Origin of the sequence: Vibrio sp. V01_P9A10T6, from assembly GCF_963877065.1 — a bacterium.
Classification (GTDB): domain Bacteria; phylum Pseudomonadota; class Gammaproteobacteria; order Enterobacterales; family Vibrionaceae; genus Vibrio; species Vibrio anguillarum.
The window spans coordinates 28,672-51,234 of record NZ_CAWNTB010000211.1 but is presented as its reverse complement, the minus strand read 5'-3'; the positions used below and the strand labels follow the sequence as shown (position 1 = coordinate 51,234).

At 43.3% G+C, this 22,563-nt stretch carries 20 protein-coding genes; 14 read left to right on the top strand and 6 right to left on the bottom strand.

Translation table 11 applies throughout. The annotated features are described in order from the left end of the window. Nucleotides 1-425: 425 nt before the first annotated feature. The 4 genes from AACQ21_RS16515 to AACQ21_RS16500 all read right to left on the bottom strand — a co-directional run bounded on the left by AACQ21_RS16515 (nucleotide 426) and on the right by AACQ21_RS16500 (nucleotide 2,829). The gene (locus AACQ21_RS16515; protein WP_094124090.1) at nucleotides 426-1,289 is read right to left on the bottom strand and encodes an NAD(P)-dependent oxidoreductase; all 864 of its coding nucleotides are present in this window, start codon (nucleotides 1,287-1,289) and stop codon (nucleotides 426-428) included. 167 nt (nucleotides 1,290-1,456) lie between these two features. Further along, nucleotides 1,457-2,173 (bottom strand): YebC/PmpR family DNA-binding transcriptional regulator, encoded by a 717-nt coding sequence (locus AACQ21_RS16510; protein WP_017044945.1) that lies wholly within the window; start codon nucleotides 2,171-2,173, stop codon nucleotides 1,457-1,459. A gap of 89 nt (nucleotides 2,174-2,262) precedes the next feature. Then, nucleotides 2,263-2,472 (bottom strand): DUF3283 family protein, encoded by a 210-nt coding sequence (locus AACQ21_RS16505; RefSeq protein ID WP_017046863.1) that lies wholly within the window; start codon nucleotides 2,470-2,472, stop codon nucleotides 2,263-2,265. A gap of 159 nt (nucleotides 2,473-2,631) precedes the next feature. Continuing rightward, nucleotides 2,632-2,829, bottom strand: coding sequence for a PA3496 family putative envelope integrity protein (locus tag AACQ21_RS16500; protein WP_017043498.1), 198 nt, complete (start codon nucleotides 2,827-2,829; stop codon nucleotides 2,632-2,634). 354 nt (nucleotides 2,830-3,183) lie between these two features. Between AACQ21_RS16500 and AACQ21_RS16495 the strand changes: the two genes are divergently transcribed. Beyond that, nucleotides 3,184-3,639: a transcriptional regulator gene (locus tag AACQ21_RS16495; RefSeq protein ID WP_094132123.1), complete on the top strand. Its 456-nt coding sequence runs from the start codon at nucleotides 3,184-3,186 to the stop codon at nucleotides 3,637-3,639. A gap of 189 nt (nucleotides 3,640-3,828) precedes the next feature. Here the strand turns inward: AACQ21_RS16495 and AACQ21_RS16490 are convergent, their stop codons facing one another. Further along, complete coding sequence (locus tag AACQ21_RS16490; protein ID WP_017043500.1) at nucleotides 3,829-5,805, bottom strand: replication initiator protein RctB domain-containing protein; 1,977 nt, start codon at nucleotides 5,803-5,805, stop codon at nucleotides 3,829-3,831. Between the two features lie 1,229 nt (nucleotides 5,806-7,034). On the opposite strand from AACQ21_RS16490, the gene AACQ21_RS16485 reads away from it, so the two are divergent. Beyond that, nucleotides 7,035-8,252 carry a ParA family protein gene (locus AACQ21_RS16485; RefSeq protein ID WP_026027506.1) on the top strand — a complete coding sequence of 406 codons (1,218 nt, stop codon included), beginning with the start codon at nucleotides 7,035-7,037 and terminating at the stop codon, nucleotides 8,250-8,252. Nucleotides 8,253-8,259: 7 nt separating this feature from the next. After that, complete coding sequence (locus AACQ21_RS16480; protein WP_017049342.1) at nucleotides 8,260-9,231, top strand: ParB/RepB/Spo0J family partition protein; 972 nt, start codon at nucleotides 8,260-8,262, stop codon at nucleotides 9,229-9,231. 72 nt (nucleotides 9,232-9,303) lie between these two features. Here the strand turns inward: AACQ21_RS16480 and AACQ21_RS16475 are convergent, their stop codons facing one another. Further along, complete coding sequence (locus AACQ21_RS16475; protein WP_105977654.1) at nucleotides 9,304-10,338, bottom strand: ABC transporter substrate-binding protein; 1,035 nt, start codon at nucleotides 10,336-10,338, stop codon at nucleotides 9,304-9,306. 173 nt (nucleotides 10,339-10,511) lie between these two features. Here AACQ21_RS16475 and AACQ21_RS16470 point away from each other — a divergent pair, with 173 nt between their 5' ends. From AACQ21_RS16470 to AACQ21_RS16420, 11 genes are all read left to right on the top strand, one after another. Continuing rightward, complete coding sequence (locus tag AACQ21_RS16470; protein WP_105977653.1) at nucleotides 10,512-12,575, top strand: tRNA(Met) cytidine acetyltransferase TmcA; 2,064 nt, start codon at nucleotides 10,512-10,514, stop codon at nucleotides 12,573-12,575. A 309-nt stretch (nucleotides 12,576-12,884) separates the two neighbouring features. Continuing rightward, nucleotides 12,885-13,148, top strand: coding sequence for an STAS domain-containing protein (locus AACQ21_RS16465; protein WP_017044940.1), 264 nt, complete (start codon nucleotides 12,885-12,887; stop codon nucleotides 13,146-13,148). Between the two features lie 23 nt (nucleotides 13,149-13,171). Then, the gene (locus AACQ21_RS16460; RefSeq protein ID WP_010317272.1) at nucleotides 13,172-13,531 is read left to right on the top strand and encodes a response regulator; all 360 of its coding nucleotides are present in this window, start codon (nucleotides 13,172-13,174) and stop codon (nucleotides 13,529-13,531) included. A gap of 59 nt (nucleotides 13,532-13,590) precedes the next feature. Beyond that, the gene (locus AACQ21_RS16455) at nucleotides 13,591-15,747 is read left to right on the top strand and encodes a chemotaxis protein CheA (RefSeq protein WP_105977652.1); all 2,157 of its coding nucleotides are present in this window, start codon (nucleotides 13,591-13,593) and stop codon (nucleotides 15,745-15,747) included. Nucleotides 15,748-15,768: 21 nt separating this feature from the next. Beyond that, nucleotides 15,769-16,299, top strand: coding sequence for a chemotaxis protein CheW (locus AACQ21_RS16450; RefSeq protein WP_017044938.1), 531 nt, complete (start codon nucleotides 15,769-15,771; stop codon nucleotides 16,297-16,299). After that, a complete protein-coding gene (locus AACQ21_RS16445; protein ID WP_017042330.1) occupies nucleotides 16,299-16,763 on the top strand; it encodes a chemotaxis protein CheW in 465 nt (154 codons plus the stop codon). The genes AACQ21_RS16450 and AACQ21_RS16445 overlap by 1 nt, the downstream gene beginning before the upstream one ends. A 10-nt stretch (nucleotides 16,764-16,773) precedes the next feature. Next, complete coding sequence (locus AACQ21_RS16440; protein ID WP_105977651.1) at nucleotides 16,774-18,792, top strand: methyl-accepting chemotaxis protein; 2,019 nt, start codon at nucleotides 16,774-16,776, stop codon at nucleotides 18,790-18,792. Further along, complete coding sequence (locus AACQ21_RS16435) at nucleotides 18,777-19,637, top strand: CheR family methyltransferase (RefSeq protein ID WP_017044936.1); 861 nt, start codon at nucleotides 18,777-18,779, stop codon at nucleotides 19,635-19,637. Before AACQ21_RS16440 ends, AACQ21_RS16435 begins: the two co-directional genes overlap by 16 nt. A gap of 10 nt (nucleotides 19,638-19,647) precedes the next feature. Further along, nucleotides 19,648-20,289, top strand: a complete 642-nt coding sequence (locus tag AACQ21_RS16430; protein WP_013868213.1) for a chemotaxis protein CheD — start codon at nucleotides 19,648-19,650, stop codon at nucleotides 20,287-20,289. Next, on the top strand, nucleotides 20,286-21,329 hold the full coding sequence (locus tag AACQ21_RS16425; RefSeq protein WP_017042334.1) for a protein-glutamate methylesterase/protein-glutamine glutaminase: 1,044 nt from the start codon (nucleotides 20,286-20,288) through the stop codon (nucleotides 21,327-21,329). Before AACQ21_RS16430 ends, AACQ21_RS16425 begins: the two co-directional genes overlap by 4 nt. 44 nt (nucleotides 21,330-21,373) lie before the next feature. After that, nucleotides 21,374-22,552 (top strand): methyl-accepting chemotaxis protein, encoded by a 1,179-nt coding sequence (locus tag AACQ21_RS16420; RefSeq protein ID WP_105977650.1) that lies wholly within the window; start codon nucleotides 21,374-21,376, stop codon nucleotides 22,550-22,552. Nucleotides 22,553-22,563 lie beyond the last annotated feature (11 nt).

Below are 22,563 nucleotides of genomic sequence, written 5' to 3'. Positions count from 1 at the left end.
AAATAATAATGTCGCGAATCCTACTCCTATTAATCATTATGATCATTTTGAGACCTTGGTCATAATCACTATAATCAAGGGACTTGGCTTGGATTGAAAACCATGAAAACACCGAATTAACAGCATATTAAACTGGTTTTGTGTGATTTAATCAAAACTAAAAACCAAATTTTAAGATTTTTCAGTAAATGTAATTAGTTGACGATTTATCCAGCACAGTCACGCACAGCAAACAAAAATGAAGGACATTTGTCCTCCCTAATAGGTAGGCGATCATGATTTTATACAATCGTTTTTCGAAAAGAGGCACACAGATAGACACTGTAGGTATGCAGGGCCAGAAGATAAATAGGAATCGATTTATAGGTTTACAGTGTAAATGGCCCTAAATAGGGCCAATTGAGTCTATCTCTGAGCTGTGATATTTATGAATTAACGGCTTTGATAAGGATAGAAGTATCCATTCTTCCCTCACCTTGCTCAGACAAGGCTTGGTAAGCATGATAAGTTTTTTCTGTCATCGGCAATTTTAGATCGTTTCGTTGCGCTTCATCCAAACAAAAGCCCAAGTCTTTGATCATCCAATCAATGGCAAAGCCGTAATCAAACTTACCTATTGACATATTCACAGCGCGGTTTTCCATCTGCCATGAACCTGCGGCTCCATTTTTCAAACAATCAACCAAAACGCCAATATCTAACCCTGACTTTTCCGCTAAGATCAATCCTTCCGACAGGCCATTTAATACGCCAGCAATGCAAATTTGATTGACCATTTTTGCGCGTTGTCCTTGCCCTGCTTTCCCCATCAGCACCGATGACTTGCCATAAGCACGAAATACGGGTTGCAGCTGCTCAAACAGTTCGGCATCTCCACCACACATAATGGTTAGCACACCATTTTCAGCCCCTGCTTGGCCACCAGAAACAGGAGCATCCATAAAGCGAATGCCCGCTTTATGAGCCGCAGACGCCAGCTCTTCGGCTAACAGTGCCGATGTGGTGGTGTGATCAACCAAAATTGCGCCGCGTTTCATCGCCCTTATCGCGCCGCCGTCACTGGTCGTCATGCTACGGACATCATCATCATTGCCAACGCAGGTTAAAACCACATCGGCATCTTGCACGCACTCTGCGACTGTTTGCGCTGCATGCCCATGATACTGCTGCGCCCACTGCTGCGCTTTAGCTTGAGTGCGGTTGTAGACGCTAACATCAAATCCTGCATTTTTTAGATGCCCAGCCATAGGGTATCCCATAACCCCTAATCCAATAAAACTGACTTTCATTAACTTCTCCTTTTATTATTACCCAGCAGCCCAAACGGACGAACACACGTAACTGAGTGTGGGCTGTATGTATCCTTGCGTCATTCTCTATGAATAAGACCACGGTTAGCAATGCACAGATAAAAAAAAGCCGAGTCAATCACTCGGCTTCTCATTAATTCGCTCTATTACAGCTCAGCGTTATGGTAAACCTGCTGAACATCATCACAGTCATCTAGCATGTCGAGGAATTTCTGGAATTTCTCCGCCTCTTCGCCCGTGACCGGTGTGTGTGTTTGTGGAACGAATGTGATTTCTTCCACATCGATAGTCAAATCAGGGAACTGATTATTTAGCGATGTTTTCACTTTGAAGAATTCAGTGTTAGGTGCAAATACAGTGATCACACCATCTTCCAGTTCAACATCCGTTACATCGACATCATCCATCATCAGTGCTTCAAGGATAGAATCTTCATCATCCCCTTTGAACTGAAATACCGCTTGGTGATCAAACATGTGTGATACGGTACCTGGAGTACCAATTTTCGCACCCGTTTTAACAAAGCATTGACGCACATCTTGGAACGTACGGTTGCCGTTATCTGTTAAGCAGTCAACGATAACACTTGCGCCGCCAGGGCCAAAACCTTCGTAACGAGCAGGTTGGTAGTCTTCACCACCACCACCACTGGCTTTATCTAGCGCTTTATCAATAACGTGGCCTGGAACTTGGTCTTTCTTCGCTTTTGTGATCAGGTGGCGCAAAGACAAGTTCATGTCTGGGTCCGAACCACCATTTTTCGCACACATGTAAATTTCTTTACCGTATTTGGAATAGACTTTAATTTTTGCGCCTTGAGTTTTCGCCATTGAGGCTTTGCGCACTTCAAAACTTCTTCCCATAGGGATGATCTCTCTAATTCAATTTAACGCGAGGGATTTTAGCAAAAAGTGGGATCATTTCAATTTTCCACTTAGCAAAGACATGAATGCTACGCAACACCCATCACTCTTTTGTATTTGTTCACCGATTGTAAAAACCACTCTTTTTCGGCCTCACTGGCAATTTTAGACTGCTGCTGAGTGATCGCTTCAGGCCCTGCTTTTCCTTGCTTGAGTTTCCAAACAAGAAAGGAAGCTTGTTTATCGAGCTCTACTTTGTTTTTCTCTTCAGCGGCAAGTAAAGATAGGTTGAAGGACATGAGTTAGCCTAGATCGGTAAATACGTGGCACGAAATATAGCATAGGACATAGGAAAATTAAGAGCATAAATGTGCAATTTATCGGTATGAAATCAAGAAAATTGGAAAATATAAAGGGTGGCTATGCGCCACCCTTAGGGGATTAATGGTGAGAACTCGTCAGTGAAGTATGCCTAGCTCCTTCGCTTCTTCAATGGTTAAACCACTTTCTCGAATCTCTCTTAATGCTTCAATACGACGGCGAGCTTCGGCTGATTTAAGGTTTTTAACTGGTTTTTGAGTTTCTACTTCTTCCGTGAAGTCCCACTTATTTGCAATATCAGTCATTTCGTCATGGTCAATAGAATTTATGGACATTGTTACCTCCGAACAAACCACGTAAGGGACATGTAATCTGTAGCAAACGATATTTGATTTGTTAAGCATATTTCGTCCATATTGTGATTTTGGCGATGGTTTAGAAACCTTATTTTTAAAACTATTAATATTACTTTGCCAACCTTGCTAGACGAGGCTAGATTTAAATATTGCATACATGAATTCAAGCGTTTTAGCGCTCATTTTATTCTGTTGCATACTGTCGCAGCCCCCCTACCCCACGCTCTTTCAATGTGCTGATTTTTAGCTCATGGTTCCCCATTTCTGTTTGGCAAATAAGCTTGAAATACACCAGACTGTAGTTAATGCATTTAAAGTTGTAGGTAAGACGCGATGTGTAAGCTTCACGACTGGTTAACTGAGATCCATCAATGGCATCTGAACAAGCGCTATGATCAGGTGGCTCAATTACAACCTCTGATCCTTAATGCTCCACAAGAGATCTGGGGGCCGGATCTGAGTGATGATCAAAGTAAAGCAATTGCTTGTTGGCTTGATGCTTGCCTGCGCCAATATGAGTACTACAAGCTCATTGACGGTGAGCTTGCCTTCCAATATCTGCAGCTTGCTTACGCTCGTTTTCAGCGTTGCGTCTCGGAGCCGAGTAGTGAACTTGAGTTAAAATCTTGGTGTATAAAACGGATGCAGCAGTTGATGGTACTGAGTTTGGAACATCTCAATCAACAGCACGTTGATGAGGCCTTATCCCGAAGTTTAATTGATGCTCATGTTCGATTTCTTGCATACTACGCGTGGAACAATGATCAAGGTATAAAGCGAGGGTATTAATTGATTGCAGGGATCAACAGATAAAAAAATAGCGAGTTATATAACTCGCTAAAAACATATATGAGCCAATCTATTAATTCATCAGATAGGACAAAAGGTTGTCTATTCGTTTGCTATACTAACGAACCTTCTAGAACAAAATGTCAGCTACATGTCAAGGTTGTGTTGTAAATTGGTTTTAAATACCTTTTAAATACCAATAGCGACTTCATCAAGTGCCCGGAATACGGATTCATCTAAATGCCCCTCGTACACTTGCTTACACACTTTGCGACGTACTGCGAGACCCGAGATCAAACGTTCGATCGATAAATGTTTATTCTCGTTTTTCGTGTTATAGAGCTCGATCAATTTACTCAACGTCTCATAAGAGATCGCCTCATTTCCAACCCTCAGCCAATCCAGCTTATCAATCAGCTCTGTACACTCTTCCTTGATGGAGGATGGTGGATGCCCAGTCATTGCTGATAACGCCGTTATACTGCGTTCTAGGGCCTCTGGAGAGGTATATTTAGATAAGGTAATCGTAATTTCATCGGCATTGATCTCTACTAGGTGTTTGCGCTGCTTGACTCTTCGTCCTAGCTTACCCTTTGGAGACGGTGCTTTACGTTGAATCGGTTCAAATTCACCATCAATGATCTCAGAGAGCTCTTCTAATTTTTGCTTAGAAACCATCTCATTGCGCAGTGGGTTAGGCAACGTTGGAGCCATGTTGCGTTTGCCTGCATTGGTGGTACGAGCGCGCGAGTAGCGCAGGACTTCTTCCACATCGCATTTAATGTCGACTTGGTAATCCATCACTTTTTCTTTATCCACCAGTGTGGTGACCGTCAAATGATAGCCCCAAAGATTCACGACAAATAACGAATCGCTGCCCTTTCCTTCCGATAATCGTTTTAGCTCACGGACAAGATCCATCGAAAAACGACGCCATTCGATATTACGGGCCAACTTTTGGTTCAATTCACTCAGTAGCATGCTGTCGGTATGGCGACGCGACATGCGACTGCGAAAATAGGAGTAGAGTTGGAAGACCAACGTATGTTGCTTTAGGATCTCTGGTGGAAACAAGAAAAAGTAATCGCGAGTGAGTAACTCTTCGTAGAATGAAGGTTCCCACACCAAAATGTACAAATTAGGTTTGATCCTAATTTCACCATCAGCCCCTTCCGTTGGCGCTTCTTCAGAAGCGGTGATCGTTCTTGCTAGGAACCGAAAACGATCACTCTTAAATCCTTCTGGCATGTTTTCACTCAGCCAACGGCCGGTTAACTCATGCAGTTGGAAGTCTGTAAATTCAATCCGATCAATACTATCGCGAATAGAATCTCTTGCTGGGCCACTATCTTTTTTACCGCGAAGCGACAAAATGTCAGTAATGTACAATGGGGTTTTATTCGGTGTGTGTTTGGTATTAAGTTGATAATCTTCTTGGTGATGATCGTGGTATTGCACCGTTAAGGTGAACAGTGCAAACAGTGTCATTAGATCATCCACTGTCATGATATTTTTGGAAGAACGAGTTTCAATGATCGCACGGGTACCAGAAATCGATACCATTGATTTCTGGTAGCTTTTACGAGTTCTCGGTGGAGCTAATGCTTGATCAATGATCCCAGCCCAATTGGTGGGTGAAACCACAAACTGATCCGCTTCGTCTTTCATCGCTGGTGGAATATTTAGCCCATGCTCTGTCAACAAACGCTTATTGACCTGAGTTTGAGCCAGCGCTTTTGAACGCTTGCGTTTTTCTGTCTGTTTTACTGATTCAGTTACCAGACTGGTTGAACCAAGCACAGAGATGAGCTTATTTGGGTTAACAAATTTATGCAGCATTGTCTTGCCAGCTAAACCTTCTTCAAATCTCACCGGGATCTGTTTAAATAAACCAATACTTACTGCAGCACGCAGCCGTTGCTGAATAGCCGCTCTGGTCAATTGGCCATCGGTTGCTTCAATTAACTCTGTTGTTGAGACTAACCCATCTTGGCTGCGGAAACCTCTTAATGAGATCAGGTTAAGAAGTTCAACGATACTTTTGGTAACACCTTTAAAATGTTGGTATTGATCAACCCAATCAACAGCAGTTTCTGAAACTTCAAAAAGATGCCCATCTTTGTGGCTCCTTGGTGCTTTGATCAATATTTTTTCGTCTGCGTTCATTATTAGATCCGTATCACACTAGCCGTAATATCGCTATAGTTCCAATAGAATAAAGAAAAAGAGATCATAAATAAAGAAAAACTTATTGCTTTTAAATAACTGATCTTTTTGATTATTCTGATCTATATTGCTTATATGATCTAATGATCAAGCCTTAATGAGCAGCCTAATTGATTGTTTTATAGGGATAAAAAAAAAAAACCTTCAGAAGCATGATCATATAAAACTGAAAACATGATCATTGTAGAGAAGAAAGCATGATCAATCACATTCCGAACGATGATCATCAGACGACTGAATCAATGATCACACACTTTCTTAAAGCATGATCATGGCTCATGCACAACTTATCCACATGATGAGTTGAAGTGATTATTTTATTTGAGCTAGATGAAGAATATGGGCTTGGTTTTTCTTTGGAAAGATGATCAAGGAAGTGCATTAAATGTTCTTTCAAAGTCGATTTTGGCATAAACACGAATTGAAATGACAAATAACTCTTTTAACGGCTTCTATTATAAGGAGTGAGAGTGTGTCGAAAGCATGATCAAGAGCGTATTGAAGAAGGTTTTGTTATTTGGTGTGTTTTAAATTTTACTTGTTATGTACTAGGTATCTTGCTCAGCCCCTATTCCATCTGCAATTCCCCGTAATTATGCGCTATTTTTACATGCTTCCGAGCTTAAATCACACTTGATCATTGATCCGATGAAGATCCGTTTGTTTTCTGATTATTTGCTGATAAGGAAGGCGCTAATTCCTCTTGATCATTGTTCCTGTGGCGAGGGATCTCTTCGGACGCATGATCATCATGTTAGCCTTGATCATGCGTCCTGGCACCCTGACGAAAAGGATAAGTTTCCCCTGCCCTGTCGCTCTAGTTATTATTATTCATGTTCTGCGATTATTTAATTGATCTGCAGGGGGAACATCATTCCAAATGACACATACCGTAAATTATGCTGATTCTCTAATCGTTCCGGGTATTTTAAGCTCATTTACAATGTAAATAAGTTACGTTGTAATATTTTTAATGTTCAAATAAATAATGGACTAAGTTGCCCATTATTTAAGGAAAAATGATGACCATAATGAGGTCAATTCATTAAATTCCGATATGTTTTTCTATTTATTGTGATATTAATCTAAAAGTGAATGTTCACCTTTTTGTTGAGTATTAAATTGTTTGCTGTACAATCTGCGTTAGGTACTTATTATGGAATTTGGCAATGAAAAGAGAACAAACCATAGCGAATCTCTACCAGCTCGCCGAGCAAACTCAACAGGTGCAAGCTGACCGAATTGAAATTGTTTTAGAAGAACGTAGTGATGACCATTTCCCAGCGATGTCAAAAGCGCTAATGGAAACTCGTTCAGGCTTAACACGCCGTAAGCTAGATGATGCCATTTCCAAAATGGAACAAGCTGGCCATCAATTTACTAAAAACAATGCAAATCACTATTCAATTTCTTTAGCGGAAGCCCACATGCTCATGGATGCCGCTGGTGTGCCTAAGTTCCACCAAAGGAAAAAGCATGGTGATCATAAGCCTTGGGTCATCAATGTTCAGAACCAAAAGGGGGGGACAGGTAAATCAATGACGGCTGTCCATCTAGCCGCGTGCCTCGCCCTGAATTTGGATCAGCGTTACCGTATCTGCTTGATTGACTTAGATCCGCAAGGTTCATTACGGTTATTTCTCAACCCGCAAATAAGTTTATCAGAGCACAGTAATATCTATTCTGCCGTTGATATTATGTTAGACAACGTGCCTGAAGACACTGAAGTGGACAAGGCGTTCTTACATAAGAACGTGATGTTGCCAACCCAATATCCCAATTTAAAAACCATCTCTGCATTTCCTGAAGATGCAATGTTTAACGCAGAAGCGTGGCAGTATCTTTCGCAAAACCAATCGCTTGATATTGTTCGACTGCTGAAAGAGAAACTTATCGATAAGATTGGCGATGATTTTGACATCATTATGATTGATACTGGCCCACACGTTGATCCATTGGTATGGAATGCAATGTATGCTTCCAATGCATTACTGATCCCGTGCGCGGCTAAGCGATTAGATTGGGCGTCAACCGTCAATTTCTTTCAACACCTTCCTACGGTTTATGAAATGTTTCCAGAAGATTGGAAAGGGTTAGAATTTGTACGTTTGATGCCGACGATGTTTGAAGATGATAATAAAAAGCAAGTCTCGGTATTAACGGAAATGAATTACCTGTTGGGTGATCAAGTCATGATGGCGACGATTCCGCGTAGCCGAGCATTTGAAACCTGTGCTGACACCTACAGCACTGTTTTTGATCTCACCACCAGCGATTTTGAAGGTGGTAAAAAGACGCTAGCGACTGCGCAAGACGCTGTGCAAAAAAGTGCACTGGAGCTTGAGAGAGTGCTTCACAGTCATTGGTCATCACTAAATCAGGGGTAAGTAAAACATGGCAATTAAAACGTCTGAACTAAATGCGAAACTGTTTGGTAAAGCGAATAAGCGACGTGCAACCACCCCGCAAGAAGCCCAAACGGCAGCGAAAGAACAAGCGCAAATAATCGAATTGGCGGTTGCGGGAGAAGAGTTAGTCACTTTCGAACTGGTCAGGATTCCCGCTGATCAAGTAGCGGAAAAGACGATTGTTTTTACGCAGAATGCGCGTGAACAAGCTTTTCTGAATGAGCATGCTCTATCTGATGTATTGAGTACATTACGTGAGCGTGGTCAGCAATATCCTGCGGTTGGTCGTAAAACCGCTGGGGGCAAAATTGAAGTCCTTGATGGCAGCCGTCGTCGAATGTCTTGTATCTTGGCGGGTAAAGAATTTTTGGTTTATGTCGCTGAAGACATAAACTCGGAACATGCGAAGTTTCTTTCGGATGTGGCAAACGCGCACAAGCCGCTTTCTCTTTATGAGAAGGGTAAAGAGATGCAAGCGAAGCTGGATAATGGTGAAGCGGAAGACCAAAAAGCTTTAGCCAAGATATTTCAATGCAGTGAGGCCCTAGTAAGTGGTGCTCTAAAAGCAGCGGCTTTGCCACTTGAGCTATTGCAAGCTTATCCAAATGTGGTTGAATTAGGTCGTCCAACCATAGTTAAATTGCATAAACAATTTAATGAACTCGATGCAAAGCAACAAGCAAATTTGTTGGAAAAGTGTCAATCCGAAGATGGATTTGTTTGGCAGCGTAGTAGCGTACAAGGTGTTGCCCGATTGACGAAAGAAGTCACAGAGACAATTGAGTCTTGGATACAAGAGTTGTTGCCACCTAAGCGCACTGAGCATGTAAAAATTGATCTGATCAAAGGCCGCGTAAGTTACAGTCGTAAAGGCAGTAATTTAGCGCTTAATTTGAAAAAGGTGGATGATGCTACGGTGCAAGAAATATTAGATTTTATTCAATCTAAGCTTGATTAAGCATCCATCATGTAAAGACTAAAAAACCCGCCACGGCGGGTTTTTTAGTAACTAAGTCTATTCAGTTCGAATCTATTGATTTCTTAAACGCTGCCAGTATTTTTCGTAGATAGCGAGCGCTTCAGGCCCAACATCATTAATGAATTCCCCTTTAGCCATATCTTCATCGGCTGGAAAAATCGTTGGATTGTCGCGAAGTTCTGCTGGAAGCAACGCTCGGCCGCTTTTTGTTGCCGATGCATAACCTAAGCTATTCACAATCTCAGCTTGGTTCTCTGCTTGATACATGAAGTTGATGAATTTATGCGCCAACGCTTTGTTGTGGCTGCCTGATGGAATAGTAAAGTTATCCATCCACAAGACTGCGCCTTCTTCCGGCATTACAAATTTTAGCTCTGGCATCTCAACTTGGCCTTGGTAGGCATTCCCGTTCCATTGCATCCCTAACGCTGCTTCACCTGAGACATAAGGCACATGTGGCGCATCAGAGTTATACAACAGTACATTATCTTTTAACGCGACCAATGATTGGTAGGCTTTTTCAATCTCTTTTTCATTTTTTGTATTAATACTGAAGCCATTTAAGATCAGCGCCATACCAAAGACATCGCGAATATCGTCAATCAGCATCACTTGTTGGCTATATTTCTTATCCCACAAATCAGCCCAGCGAGAGATACCTTCTGGTACTAATGCTTCGTTATAGCTGAGGCCAGTGATCCCCCAAATATAGGGCAGGGAATAACTATTTTTGGGATCGTGTGCTTGGCCGAGTAGTGAAGGCATGGCATCTTTCATGTTCGGGATTTGTGCATGATCCAGCTCGGTTAGTAACCCTTCACGTCCCATTTTTTCAATGAAATACGCTGAGGCAAAAACCACATCATAACCGCCACCTTTGAGCAACTTGAGCTTGGTATACATTGACTCGTTATTTTCAAAGGTCGAATAGTTAATCGTTACCCCTTCCTGCTGCTCAAACTGCTTGAGGGATTTTTCTGGAAGATATCCTCCCCATGCATAAACGTTGAGTGTTTTGTTGTCTGCGCTTACGTGTGAAGAAGTTAGAGCTGCTGCCAAAACCAATCCTTTGATGAAAGTTTTCATTGCATTTGAATTCCTTAAATAGCCCAGAAGTGTACTGGGGTGTAGGTGAATAATTAGTTAAAAATGGTCACGATTAAAGCAAATATAATTTGTCGTAAAGAAAAATATTTTTAACGACGCACAGTGATTATAGCGGCTGTGCTACCATTGCGTTTCAGCGAGGTGGCGTAAATATGAACATGATAGCGGCTTATTTAGATGATTTGATGGTGCAGGCTGAGAATAGCCTATGGCGTATGGGGCTCTTAATCCGTGGTGAGCCTCAATGGCAACAACACGTGCTTATGCATTTTCTCGCAAAAAATGAGGGGCAAGCCATATTTCAGTTAGGTGGAGAACCGTTACCATGCGTTCGTTATGCCCCCTTCAACAAAGGGCAGCAGTTTCTTGGTCAAGAATGCCATTTACTTATTTGTGACAATCACCATGGTTTTGATGCGAACAGTTTCAGTGCTGCGCTGGGTTCACTGGTCGGTGGTGGGTTACTGTTGATCATTGAAGCCCCTCAGCGTAACGACTCTTTTGCTGAGCGCTGGTTAACGCGAGCGTTCGAACAGCTTGTTGTTATAGAACAGAATCAACCTTGCCCTCCTTTACCCGTTTATCCACGAGTCAGCTCTCAATCACCGATTTATGAACAGCAAGTTGATGCGGTTTCAGCAATTCTTCGTGTGATGGATGGGCATCGCAAGCGACCATTGGTTCTCACTGCCGATCGGGGACGAGGGAAAAGTAGTGCGCTTGGTATTGCTGCGGCTAAATTGATGGCGTCTCGTTCATTAGATATTGTGGTCACGGCACCCTCAATCCATGCCGTAGCGCCGATATTTGAACATGCGGCTAAAGGTTTAGCAGGCGCTCGCGTCACCAGACAATCCCTTACTTGGCAAAACTCGTCATTGACGTTTGTGGCACCTGATGAGCTGATTTTGCATCGGCCACAATGTGATCTCCTATTGGTAGATGAAGCGGCCGCGCTGCCTTTATCAATGTTAAAAAACTGGGTTGAACACTATCATCGTGCGGTCTTCTCTACCACCATTCATGGCTACGAAGGGTGTGGGAGAGGGTTCACGCTTAAGTTTCAAACTTGGTTAGCACACCATCGAGCTGGGACTCGAACTCTCCATTTAGATCAGCCGATCCGTTGGCGTCAGGGTGATCCGTTAGAAGCGTGGCATTACGATACTTTCCTCCTTCGCTATGATTTAGCTACATTGCCGACGATGACATCAGAACAGTTAGCGACACTTAACATTGAGCATCTGGATAAGGCTCAACTCATTGCCAACCCGACACGCTTAGCCGCTATTTTTTCGTTATTAGTGAATGCTCATTACCAGACATCACCAAACGATCTATTTCATTTTTTAGCGGACGATAAAGTTCAGCTAGTTGCTGCAATGGTAGGCGAGGTTTGTGTCGGTTGTTTGCTGACAGTACGTGAAGGTGGGCTTTGTAACGCTTTAGTGGAAGAGATCCAACGAGGAAAGCGACGTCCTAAAGGTCATCTAGTTCCTGTTTGCTTAGCTAATCAAGTTGGTATTACGCAGGCAGCGCAGAGTGTTTGCCAGCGCATCATGCGTATTGCAGTTCATCCCGAATTACAAAATCAAGGGTTGGGCAGCCGCTTGATTGAAGCGTGCATGCTGGAAAATGATGCCGACTATTTAGCGACGAGTTTTGGCGTAACGAGCGATTTAATGGCTTTTTGGGCTAAGAACCAATTTGTTCCGATAAAACTAGGGAGCCACAGAGACAGTGCGAGTGGCTGTTTTTCCTTAATCATGGTTCAAGCGAAAAAATTGGATTGGTTAACTCGGGCAGAACAGATTTTCGAACAGCATTTCATTTTCTCTCTATCTGATTCTTTACAAAGTTTAGAGCCGGCTTTGGTTCGGACCACCTTGTCATTGGTCCGAGATCGTGTCGCATGCGCGGATTTAAATGAAGTTAATTTCCTACCTTATTCATTGCTGCGTTGTTACGCACAAGGCGGTGCGGATTATGAGAGTGTGAGTGTATGGATTCATCGGCTAATTACTTCATTGGATAAAGCTGCTCTATCACTGTTATCTGATGTACTTATTGCCAAAGTATTGCAAAGGAAAAGCTGGCAAGAGTGTGCCAGCCAATTAAACTTCACTGGCCGGAAAATGATTGAGGCTACCCTCCGTCATGACCTCAATCGACTATTAGATGATTTACACTGTAAAGTGGATCATTCAACGCAATGAACTGCAGCCAATTTACAGTGTAAAGCGTGAATAATGTAAGAGCAGACACCTTCTCCAGATGTACTGTGCTTGTCATATGAGAAAAAAGTCCTACTACTTACGTCTTAAGAGTAGGATTTTTTTGTTCTAGTCACAGAATAAAAAAATCCAAACTATATTAATGAGTTAACCATACGGTCCCCCTTATTGTGAGGTTTTTATTTTTGTTCCTAACGTGTTCAATCATTTGCTTAATGAGTATTCCCTCCTACACTCAAAGTCAGGTGTTCTCCTAAAAAATAGAATATAAATAGTACGTAAGGATGAGATATGGATTTTTTGTTGGCGGAGTCTTTGGAAATTTCAACGGTACTAGATTCCAAAGCAAATTATCTTCAATGGCTAAGCCTAACTCCTCCTTTAACGATAGATGCATCACGAGTTAATAGCGTGGATGCTGCCGGTCTGCAACTGCTTGCTTCTTTGTTTATGACAGCAGAGCGAGCTGGAATTGAGATCACTTTAGTTAACGCAACAAACACGCTCAATGAAGGTATTGCGCTACTGGCTTTAGAAAGCTTGTTCGCAGAGTAATGATATTTTGCAAGGAAGGGGCTATGACAAAGATCCTCGCGGTTGATGATTCGGTTTCAATTCGTCAAATGCTAAGCCATACATTGAAAGATGCAGGCTATGAAGTTGAAACTGCTATTGATGGAAGTGATGCATTACGTAAGGCACAACAAACCAAATTTGATGTTGTTATTTCGGACGTCAACATGCCAGTGATGGGTGGTTTTGAGTTAGTTAAAGCGATTCGTGGTAATGCTCAATATAAGTTTATTCCTATTTTGATGTTAACCACCGAAACGAGTATGGAAAAGAAACAAGAAGGAAAACTCGCTGGAGCTACAGGATGGTTGGTTAAACCGTTCAACCCTGAGACGCTATTGAAAACACTAAAACGGGTCATATAGAACACCGTATTTTATTAGAAGCTTCATTCGTTAAACGACGTTAACTGGCAGGAAGAGCTATGGCTTTAGACATGGAACTGTTGCGCAAGATGTTTTACGAAGAGTGTCGTGAAAATCTTGAAGTGCTTGAAAATGTACTGCTTAATCTTGACCCTAATCAGGTTGAGAAAGAGACTATTAATACCATTTTTCGGGCTGCCCATTCGATTAAAGGTGGCGCGGCGACCTTTAGTTTACTGGATATCAGTGAATTTACCCACTCTGTCGAAGCGTATCTTGACCTCGTCCGTAACGAAAAATCAACTCTCACCGCTCAAAGTGTGGACATTTTACTGAAAAGCGGTGATTGCATTCGCAATATGCTCGCGGGGCATGAGAGCCATGATGAGGTTGATAGTGAGCTTCAGCAGAGAGTCAGCCAGTCACTGCATGCTTTACTTACCGATAATTCAGTGGCTGGACATGAACTAGCAGACCATCACACGCTTGACGCCGAAGATGAACAGACGTTATCGCTCTTAAAGGCTTCTGACAACGAGAACCACTTAGGCTGGAAAGTCGTTTTTATTCCGCATAGGGAACTTTATTTCAGTGGTAATGATCCACTTCGGTTGCTGCGAGAGCTTTATGAACTGGATGATCAGTGCAGGGCGGAAGCTCAGCTTGAACACCTTCCCGAATTGGCGGAAATAGAGGCTGAGCTTTGTTATTTAAGCTGGACTATTTTCCTCAGTAGCCAAGTGCAAGAGAGTGATATTCGCGAAATTTTTGAATGGGTTGAAGATGAATGTGACTTAATTGTTGAACCTTTAGTACAAGAATCGACGACCCAAGGTATGATCAGCGAGAGTGAGGAATCTCCGGCCGAGGTGCCACCTACGTTTCATGCGAACGCTGTTCCCCCTACCGCATCTGCAGAGCAAGTTGATCTCATAAAACCCATCGATCTCATAAAATCAATAGAGTCTACGCCCGCTGCTGCGCCCAAAGTGGCGAAAGCAGAATCCAGCGTAAGCTCTATTCGCGTCGATATTGAGAAAGTCGACAGCCTGATTAATTTGGTTGGGGAACTTGTTATCACCCAATCAATGCTGACCGAAATCGGTAACGATTTCACCATGGATAAATTAGAAAAGTTGCAAGCAGGCCTAGTTCAGCTTTTGCAAAACAGTAAAGATTTACAAGAAAATGTGCTCAATATTCGCATGCTGCCGATGAGCTTTGCTTTTAGCCGCTTTCCTCGCCTTGTGCGAGACTTGTGCGGCCGACTTGAAAAAAAAGTAGAACTGAACATCATTGGCGAGCACACCGAGCTCGATAAAACCGTCCTTGAACGTATTGTTGATCCATTGGTCCATTTAGTCAGAAATGGTATTGACCACGGAATTGAGCAGCCACACATTCGCCTTGAACAAGGCAAACCAGAAATCGGCACCATTGAACTACATGCTTATCATCAAGGTGGCTCGATAGTGATCGAAGTGAAAGATGATGGCGCGGGGATAAACTGTGAAAGAATATTTCAAAAGGCGCTAGAAAAAGGTGTATTACCTAAAGATACACGGCGTGAAGATATCACCGACAAACAGATCCTTAACCTTATTTTTGCCGCAGGGTTTTCAACAGCAGAACAAGTGTCTGATATTTCAGGTCGTGGCGTCGGTATGGATGTTGTAAAACGTAATATCGAAGAGTTGGGTGGGCATATTGATGTCGAATCCACATTAGGTAAAGGCAGCCATTTCACTATCTGTTTACCACTCACTTTAGCCATCCTCGATGGGCAATTGATCAAAGTAGGCGGGGAAGTTTACATCATCCCACTGCTCACCATTATCGAATCTATCCAAATCAACTTAGCTAATGTGAAGTATGCCGCCGGTGGGGTTGAGCTGTACCGGCTTCGTGACGAAAACATTCCTATCTTACGTCTGCAAGATGAACTGGAAATGGGATCAAGTGGTGCTTTGCCCGATAGAATACTCTGCTTTGTTGAAGCCGCTGGGTGTCGCGTTGGCTTATTGATTGACGAGCTGCTAGACCAGCAGCAAGTGGTTATAAAGAGCTTGGAGTCAAATTACTGCAAAGTGGCAGGCATATCAGGAGCTACGATTTTGGGAGATGGTTCCGTTTCGCTCATTTTAGATATTCAAGGGTTAATCTCCACGTACTCGAATCGACGTTCAAGTTTATCTCCCAAGATTATTGCCGCTTAGTGAAGGTGACAGAGAAGAGCCATGGAATATGATTATTCACCAAATCATCAACAAGAGAATCAAACACAGAGTGTTTTGAATGCTGTTTATGAAGAAAGAAGCTGTGAGGCCGATTTTCTGAGTTTCCGGTTAGCGAATGAGTTGTACGGGGTAGCAATTCAAGATGTTGAAGAGATTCGAGTATGGGAGCCACCTACGCCTATTCCTCGCGCGCCTAGCTTTGTGAAAGGTGTGATTAATTTACGCGGCATGATTGTGCCTATTATCGATCTGCGTCTTCGATTTGGCATGGAGGCTTGTGGCTACTTTCCCACGACTGTGGTGTTGGTACTTCGTAGCCTGCAACAAGAGCGGCCTCGTATTATGGGCTTAGTCGTTGATGCAGTGAGTGACGTGATTGGTCAGGGAGATAATGTGCTGTTTCCTGCCGTGGGGGAAACGCCTGCCGCTGCGTATTCGCTCGGTTTGCTCAATGTTGGCGAAGAGGTCATGTCACTGCTCGATACCCAAGGGCTCCTTGATATGCACCGAATACTGAGTGAGGAACCCTGATGTCTAAACAAGAGTTTCTTAGTTTCGTGCTTGATAACGATGAGTACGCTGTGCCAATCCTTGAGGTCCGAGAAGTTCGCGGCTGGAGTGATGTGCGCTCTGTACCCAATGCACCGGATTACTTAGTTGGCTTACTCAATATTCGTGGTGAGTACGTACCGATTGTTGATCTTCGAATTCGTTTTCATCTGCCACCTGCACAGATTGGGGCCACGACAGTTGTTATCGTTTTGAATGACGCGCAACGCAATCCGCTCGGCATTATTGTCGATGGTGTTTCAGAAGTGTATGACTTAGCCGCTGAAGAGATAAAACCTGTACCAGCCTTATCCACCACGGTTGAACCACAATTTATGAAGGGAATTGCTAGTGTGGCTAACGGTCATTTGATCCTAATTAATATCGAGACCCTTTTTGATGTACCTGGGTTAAATCAGACATTCGTAGAAGACGCTATTTTGTGAGGGAATACTCATGGCATTTTGGAACCGCAAACCAGAACCAAAAAAATTTGTTGAGCAGATAGAAGATCCATTGGTCGATGAGAATGAAGGGCTCTCCAATCAGCAGCTTCTTTCTGCTCTTAATGCAGCAAAAACCGCATTGATGATGATTAACCGAGATTTTCAAATCACCTATCTCAATAAGCAGTCATTGATTCTACTCAAGCAGCATGAAGTGCTTTTTCAAAGTGTCTGGCCTGATTTTAAAGCTGAAGAGTCGTCATTGATTGGCTACTGCATCGATGGTTTTCATGTCGATCCACAGCATCAACGCCAAATGTTGTCGAATCCAGCCAACTTGCCTTTCACTACCATGATTACTATTAAAGGAGTGAAGATCGAGCTTAATGTTGGCGCCATTATTGATGAAGACGGTATTTATATCGGGAACACATTAGAGTGGCGTGATGTCACTCAAGAGATTGCAAAAGAGCAAGAAATTGGCCGCTTAGCTTCGGCAGTCGAGGGAATGACAACAAACCTAATGATGGCCGATAAAGAGGGTATTATTCAATACTTAAACCCTTCATTGACCAAGTTGATGCGTACAAGAGAAAGTGAGTTGAGGACAGTATTAACAAGCTTTGACGTCAATAATCTGGTCGGACAAAATATCGATATCTTTCATAAAAACCCGGGCCATCAACGTAGCATTATTGCCAACCCTGATCGTTTGCCATTTTCATCCAACATCAAAGTGGGGGCGCTGCAATTTAATTTAACTTGTATTGCGATGCACAATCACAAAGGGGAATACATTGGCCCTGCATTGCAATGGATTGATATTACCGAACAACAAGATGGTCAATACCAAGTAGAGAGCCTCATTCAAAAAGCGATCGCAGGGCAGTTGAATGAACGAATTGATACCACTGTGTACAGCGGATTTATGCGGGAGCTGGGCGAGGGGATTAATAACTTGCTTGATACCTTAGTTTCACCGCTGGCTCAGTGTATTGACGTCATGAGTAAAGTGGCGGATGGCGATTTGAATACCAAGATGGAAGAGGGTAGCCAAGGTGAGTTTGGTCAACTGCAAAATGCGGTCAATACCTCGATTGCTAACCTGCGCGATATGGTTGAAAAAATCACCATTTCTTCTGCCAGAGTGGCTACGGCGTCAACGGAAATCGCGCAAGGCAATAATGATTTGAGCCAACGGGTGGAAGCTCAAGCATCCAATTTAGAAGAAACGGCCGCCAGTATGGAAGAGATGACAGCGACCGTGCGCCAAAATGCAGATAACGCCAAAGGTGCGAACGATCTAGCGAGTGATGCTGCCAAAAAAGCCAGTAAAGGTGGTGAAGTGGTGGGGCAAGCGATCTCGGCCATGTCGGAAATTAATCGTTCGAGTAAGAAGATTGCCGATATTATTGGAGTGATAGACGAGATAGCCTTTCAAACCAATTTATTGGCTTTGAACGCAGCGGTAGAAGCGGCAAGAGCCGGAGAACAAGGGCGTGGGTTTGCTGTTGTTGCTGGAGAGGTTCGGAACCTTGCGCAGCGCAGCGCAGCAGCGGCGAAAGAGATTAAAGGGCTGATTAAAGATAGTGTTGAGAAAGTAGAAGAGGGATCGCGTTTAGTTGATGAGTCAGGAGCAACATTGAATGAGATTGTGGACGCTGTAGCAAAAGTATCTGATCTCATCGCCCAAATTGCATCATCAAGTATTGAACAATCGACGGGCATTGACGAAATCAATCGTGCAATTACAGCCATGGATGAGATGACGCAGCAAAATGCCTCTCTTGTTGAACAAACCTCTGCGGCCAGCCAATCGTTGAAAGATGAAGGGAAAGAGCTGATTAGCTTGATGAGCTATTTCACCACCGATGACAACATCAAAACGTTCGAGCCCAAAAGAACACCCATCTCCGCCCATCAACCCAAACCCAAGGTCAAGAAAGTGGCAGGCATTAAAGCCACCAATAACGTTGCCAATTCTGGGCTCAACCTCAATGAGGATGGAGATGAATGGGAAGAGTTCTAACAGATAGCCATCCAATCATGATGAACAATGACCAAGAATTTGAACTCACCGCAAAGGATTTCAAATTCATCCAGTGGTTTATGCACAAAACGGCCGGCATTTACTTGTCGGATGCGAAGCGAGCGATGGTTTACGGCCGTTTGAGCCGTCAGATGCGTCGACGGGGGATTCAGCGTTTCTGTGATTACAAGGAGCTTATTGAGCATAATGAGCAAGAGCGGATCCACTTCATCAATGCGTTAACGACTAACAAAACCCAGTTTTTTCGCGAGTATCACCACTTTGAGTTTTTAGAAAAAGTACTGCTCGATGAGTGGCGATCACAGGGCGTGCGTCATCCTAAAATTTGGTCTGCTGGCTGCTCTAGTGGTGAAGAGCCATACAGCTTTATTGCGTCGTTATACAGCAGCGGTTTATTTGATTTCGCAGACAATGTTGATATCTACGCAACAGATTTAGACACACAGGTTTTGGCACATGCGCAAGCGGGCATTTATACCGATGAGGCTGTGGTTACTATTCCACAGCACTATCTTAAAAAGTGCTTTGTAAAAGGGCGCGGTATCAAACAGGGAAAAATAAAAATCGCCAGTCAATTACAACGTTTTGTCCATTTTCAGCAACTGAATTTATTATCTCCTTGGACGCTACCTAAGAATTTAGACCTCATTTCGTGCCGAAACGTGATGATCTACTTTGATAAACCCACGCAGGAGGCTTTGATCGAAAGGTTCTATGAATGGTTGAAACCGAATGGGATTTTATTTTTGGGTCATTCAGAAAGTGTGGGGCGCTGTGCTGATGTTTTTCATCATCTCGGCCACACCATTTACGTGAAAAAATGAGGAACAATGAATGACCTCGTTGGCGATGCATTTGGCAACCGACAATCGGAATTTCAGTCGATTTTATCATCCCCAACAAAAAGTGGATTGGGTAAAGGTTTTGCCCGGTGGGTTGTACTGTACGATGCGACAAGAGGTCATTTGTACCGGTTTAGGTTCTTGCGTTACCGCCTGTATGTGGGACCAAGCGGCCAAAGTTGGGGGGATGAACCATTTTTTATTGCCTTTTGATCAGCATTCACAAATTGATCACTGGCATCCTGATGATATTGCCTCAACCGCCTCTCGTTATGGTTGCTATGCGATGGAGCTACTGATTAATCAGTTGATCAAAATGGGGGCTGAGCGTCAGCGCTTACGAGTAAAACTCTTTGGTGGAGCACAAATGCTGGGTTTTAAAGCCATGATTGGCCAGAAAAACATAGATTTCATCAAAAACTATGTTGAGCAAGAAAGGCTTATTGTCGAAGCCAGTGACTTGGGGGGGGACGAACCGAGAAAAGTCATTTTCGAACCCATGACAGGTAAAGTGTGGCTAAAAAGAATTCCATTGACCGAAGTGAGCCGGTTAAGTTTTCAAGAAAAGGTTTATGCCACACAGTTGGATCGTAAAGCGCATAAAGAGAGTGATGATGTGGAGCTATTTAAATGAAAAAAATCAAAGTGCTGATTGTCGATGATTCTCCCGTTTTTAGAGCACTGCTCTGCGAGCTGATTAATGCTGACCCTATGTTAGATGTCGTCGCAATGGCACAAGATCCTTACCAAGCCCGAGAGCTTATCAAGCAGCACAACCCTGATGTGCTAACGCTAGATATTGAAATGCCAAAAATGAATGGCGTGCAATTTTTAAAAAATATTATGCGGTTACGCCCTATGCCGGTAGTGATGATTTCAACCTTGACCCAGCATGGCGCTCAAGCCACGTTAGAAGCATTAGAGCTTGGTGCAGTGGATTACTTCCCTAAACCGTCGGTCGAAAACACGGCTGAAATGGCAAGTTATAGGGAGCTGGTGAACGACAAAATAAAAATGGCGGCAGGGGCAAATGTCGTTCAATCGCATCATTCTGCGGCGGTTAATCAGGTCGAACTGATAGCGGCTAGCCACCAAGAGGCGCGTTATCAGTTGATCGCGATTGGAGCCTCAACGGGCGGAACAGAAGCATTAAAAAGCATATTCTCTGTTTTACCAGCAGGGTTGCCACCGATCGTGATCACTCAGCATATCAGTGCGATGTTTACTCGCCCCTTTGCAGAGCGTTTGAATCTTTGTAGCGCCGTAGAGGTGAGAGAGTTGTCCGCTAATCAAGCACCTTTAGTGAATGGATGCGCTTATGTTGCTCCCGGAGATAAGCATCTGATGGTGATAAAAAAAGGCACTCACCTTTACTGTCAAGTTGACGATAGACCTGCGGTCAATCGTCATAAACCCTCAGTAGATGTGATGTTTGATACGGTTGCTGAAAATGTGGGAGACAAAGCCATCGGTATCCTCTTAACCGGGATGGGTAAAGATGGAGCGCAAGGCATGCTCAAAATGAAGTTGTGTGGCGCATTGACTTTAGCTCAAGACGAAAAAACATCAGTGGTGTGGGGAATGCCCAAAGCGGCAGTAGAGATTGGCGCAACACAGAATATCAAAGCGTTAAATGCCATACCACAATGGATTTGTGATGAGCTCTATCGCTAGTGTTGTCTCATTAAATAAGCTCAACATAGAGAAGCAAGGAATGGGTGATGATAAATAAAACAGTGACACCAAAAGCAAAATATATTTTAGCTTTAGTTTTGCAGCTAATGGCCCTTTTTGCCGTCATGCTTCACTCCCCTAATTTATGGAGCATGGGGCTAATGATTTTTGCGGCAGCAATACCTTGGCTAGTATTGTCTATGAATTTTAGTGAACAAAACAAAGCTGAAGCCAACCAAAATAAGGTTGAAGAAGAGTCCACTCTTGAAACGCAGCAACATCTACAGAGTATTGAAAAACTGTTCAAAGAGACGCTACCTAAAGTGAGTAGCCCTTTAACCATGCAGCACACCGTGATTGAAGGTTCAGTAGAGACATTAAATAACGCATTTTTTGGCTTGCAAGATATCAGCCAAAAACAGAGTCACGTCTCAAGTACCTTGGTCAATAACTTATTGGCAAACCAAGGCAGCGAATATGATCTCACCACCGTACTACCAAAGACTGAGGCGATTATTGATGGTTTTGTACAAATTCTGATTGATATTTCGGAGAAAAGTATTTCAGCGGTACACAGCATTCACGACATGTCAGAAAAATTGGATATGGTCTTTAAACTGTTAAATCAAGTGAGAAGCCTATCGGAACAGACCAACTTATTGGCGCTGAATGCGGCGATTGAAGCAGCGCGAGCGGGCGAGGCCGGGCGAGGCTTCGCTGTCGTGGCTCAAGAGGTGCGCGACTTGTCGGTTAAAGCAAGAACGCTGAATACTCAAATTGAATCAGAAATTAATGTTGCTCAACAAACAGTACAAAGAGCAAACAAAACCGTTGGCGAAATGGCATCGATAGATATGACTCACGTTATTGAGTCGAAAGAGAAAGTGGACCACATGCTGCGTGGTGTCCAACAAGTGAATATAGAAATAGAGCAAGAAGTGCAAAAAATTCAAGAATTAGGACAAGAATTAACCCAGCAAGTGAGTAATGGCGTCCGTGCCCTTCAATTTGCTGACATTGTGGTTCAACAAAGTGATTATGCGCATGCGTCTATTGATTATTTGCAAGAAGCAAATGAGCTATTGAACGCTTTACTAACACAAAGCATGACTAAAGCAGCATGGGCAGAACAACTTCACCAATTGACAGAGCGCCTGCACAATCGAAGTGGTCCCGCCGCAATCCAAACTAATATGGACGAAGGCGAAGTCGAGCTTTTCTAGGAGGGAGTACG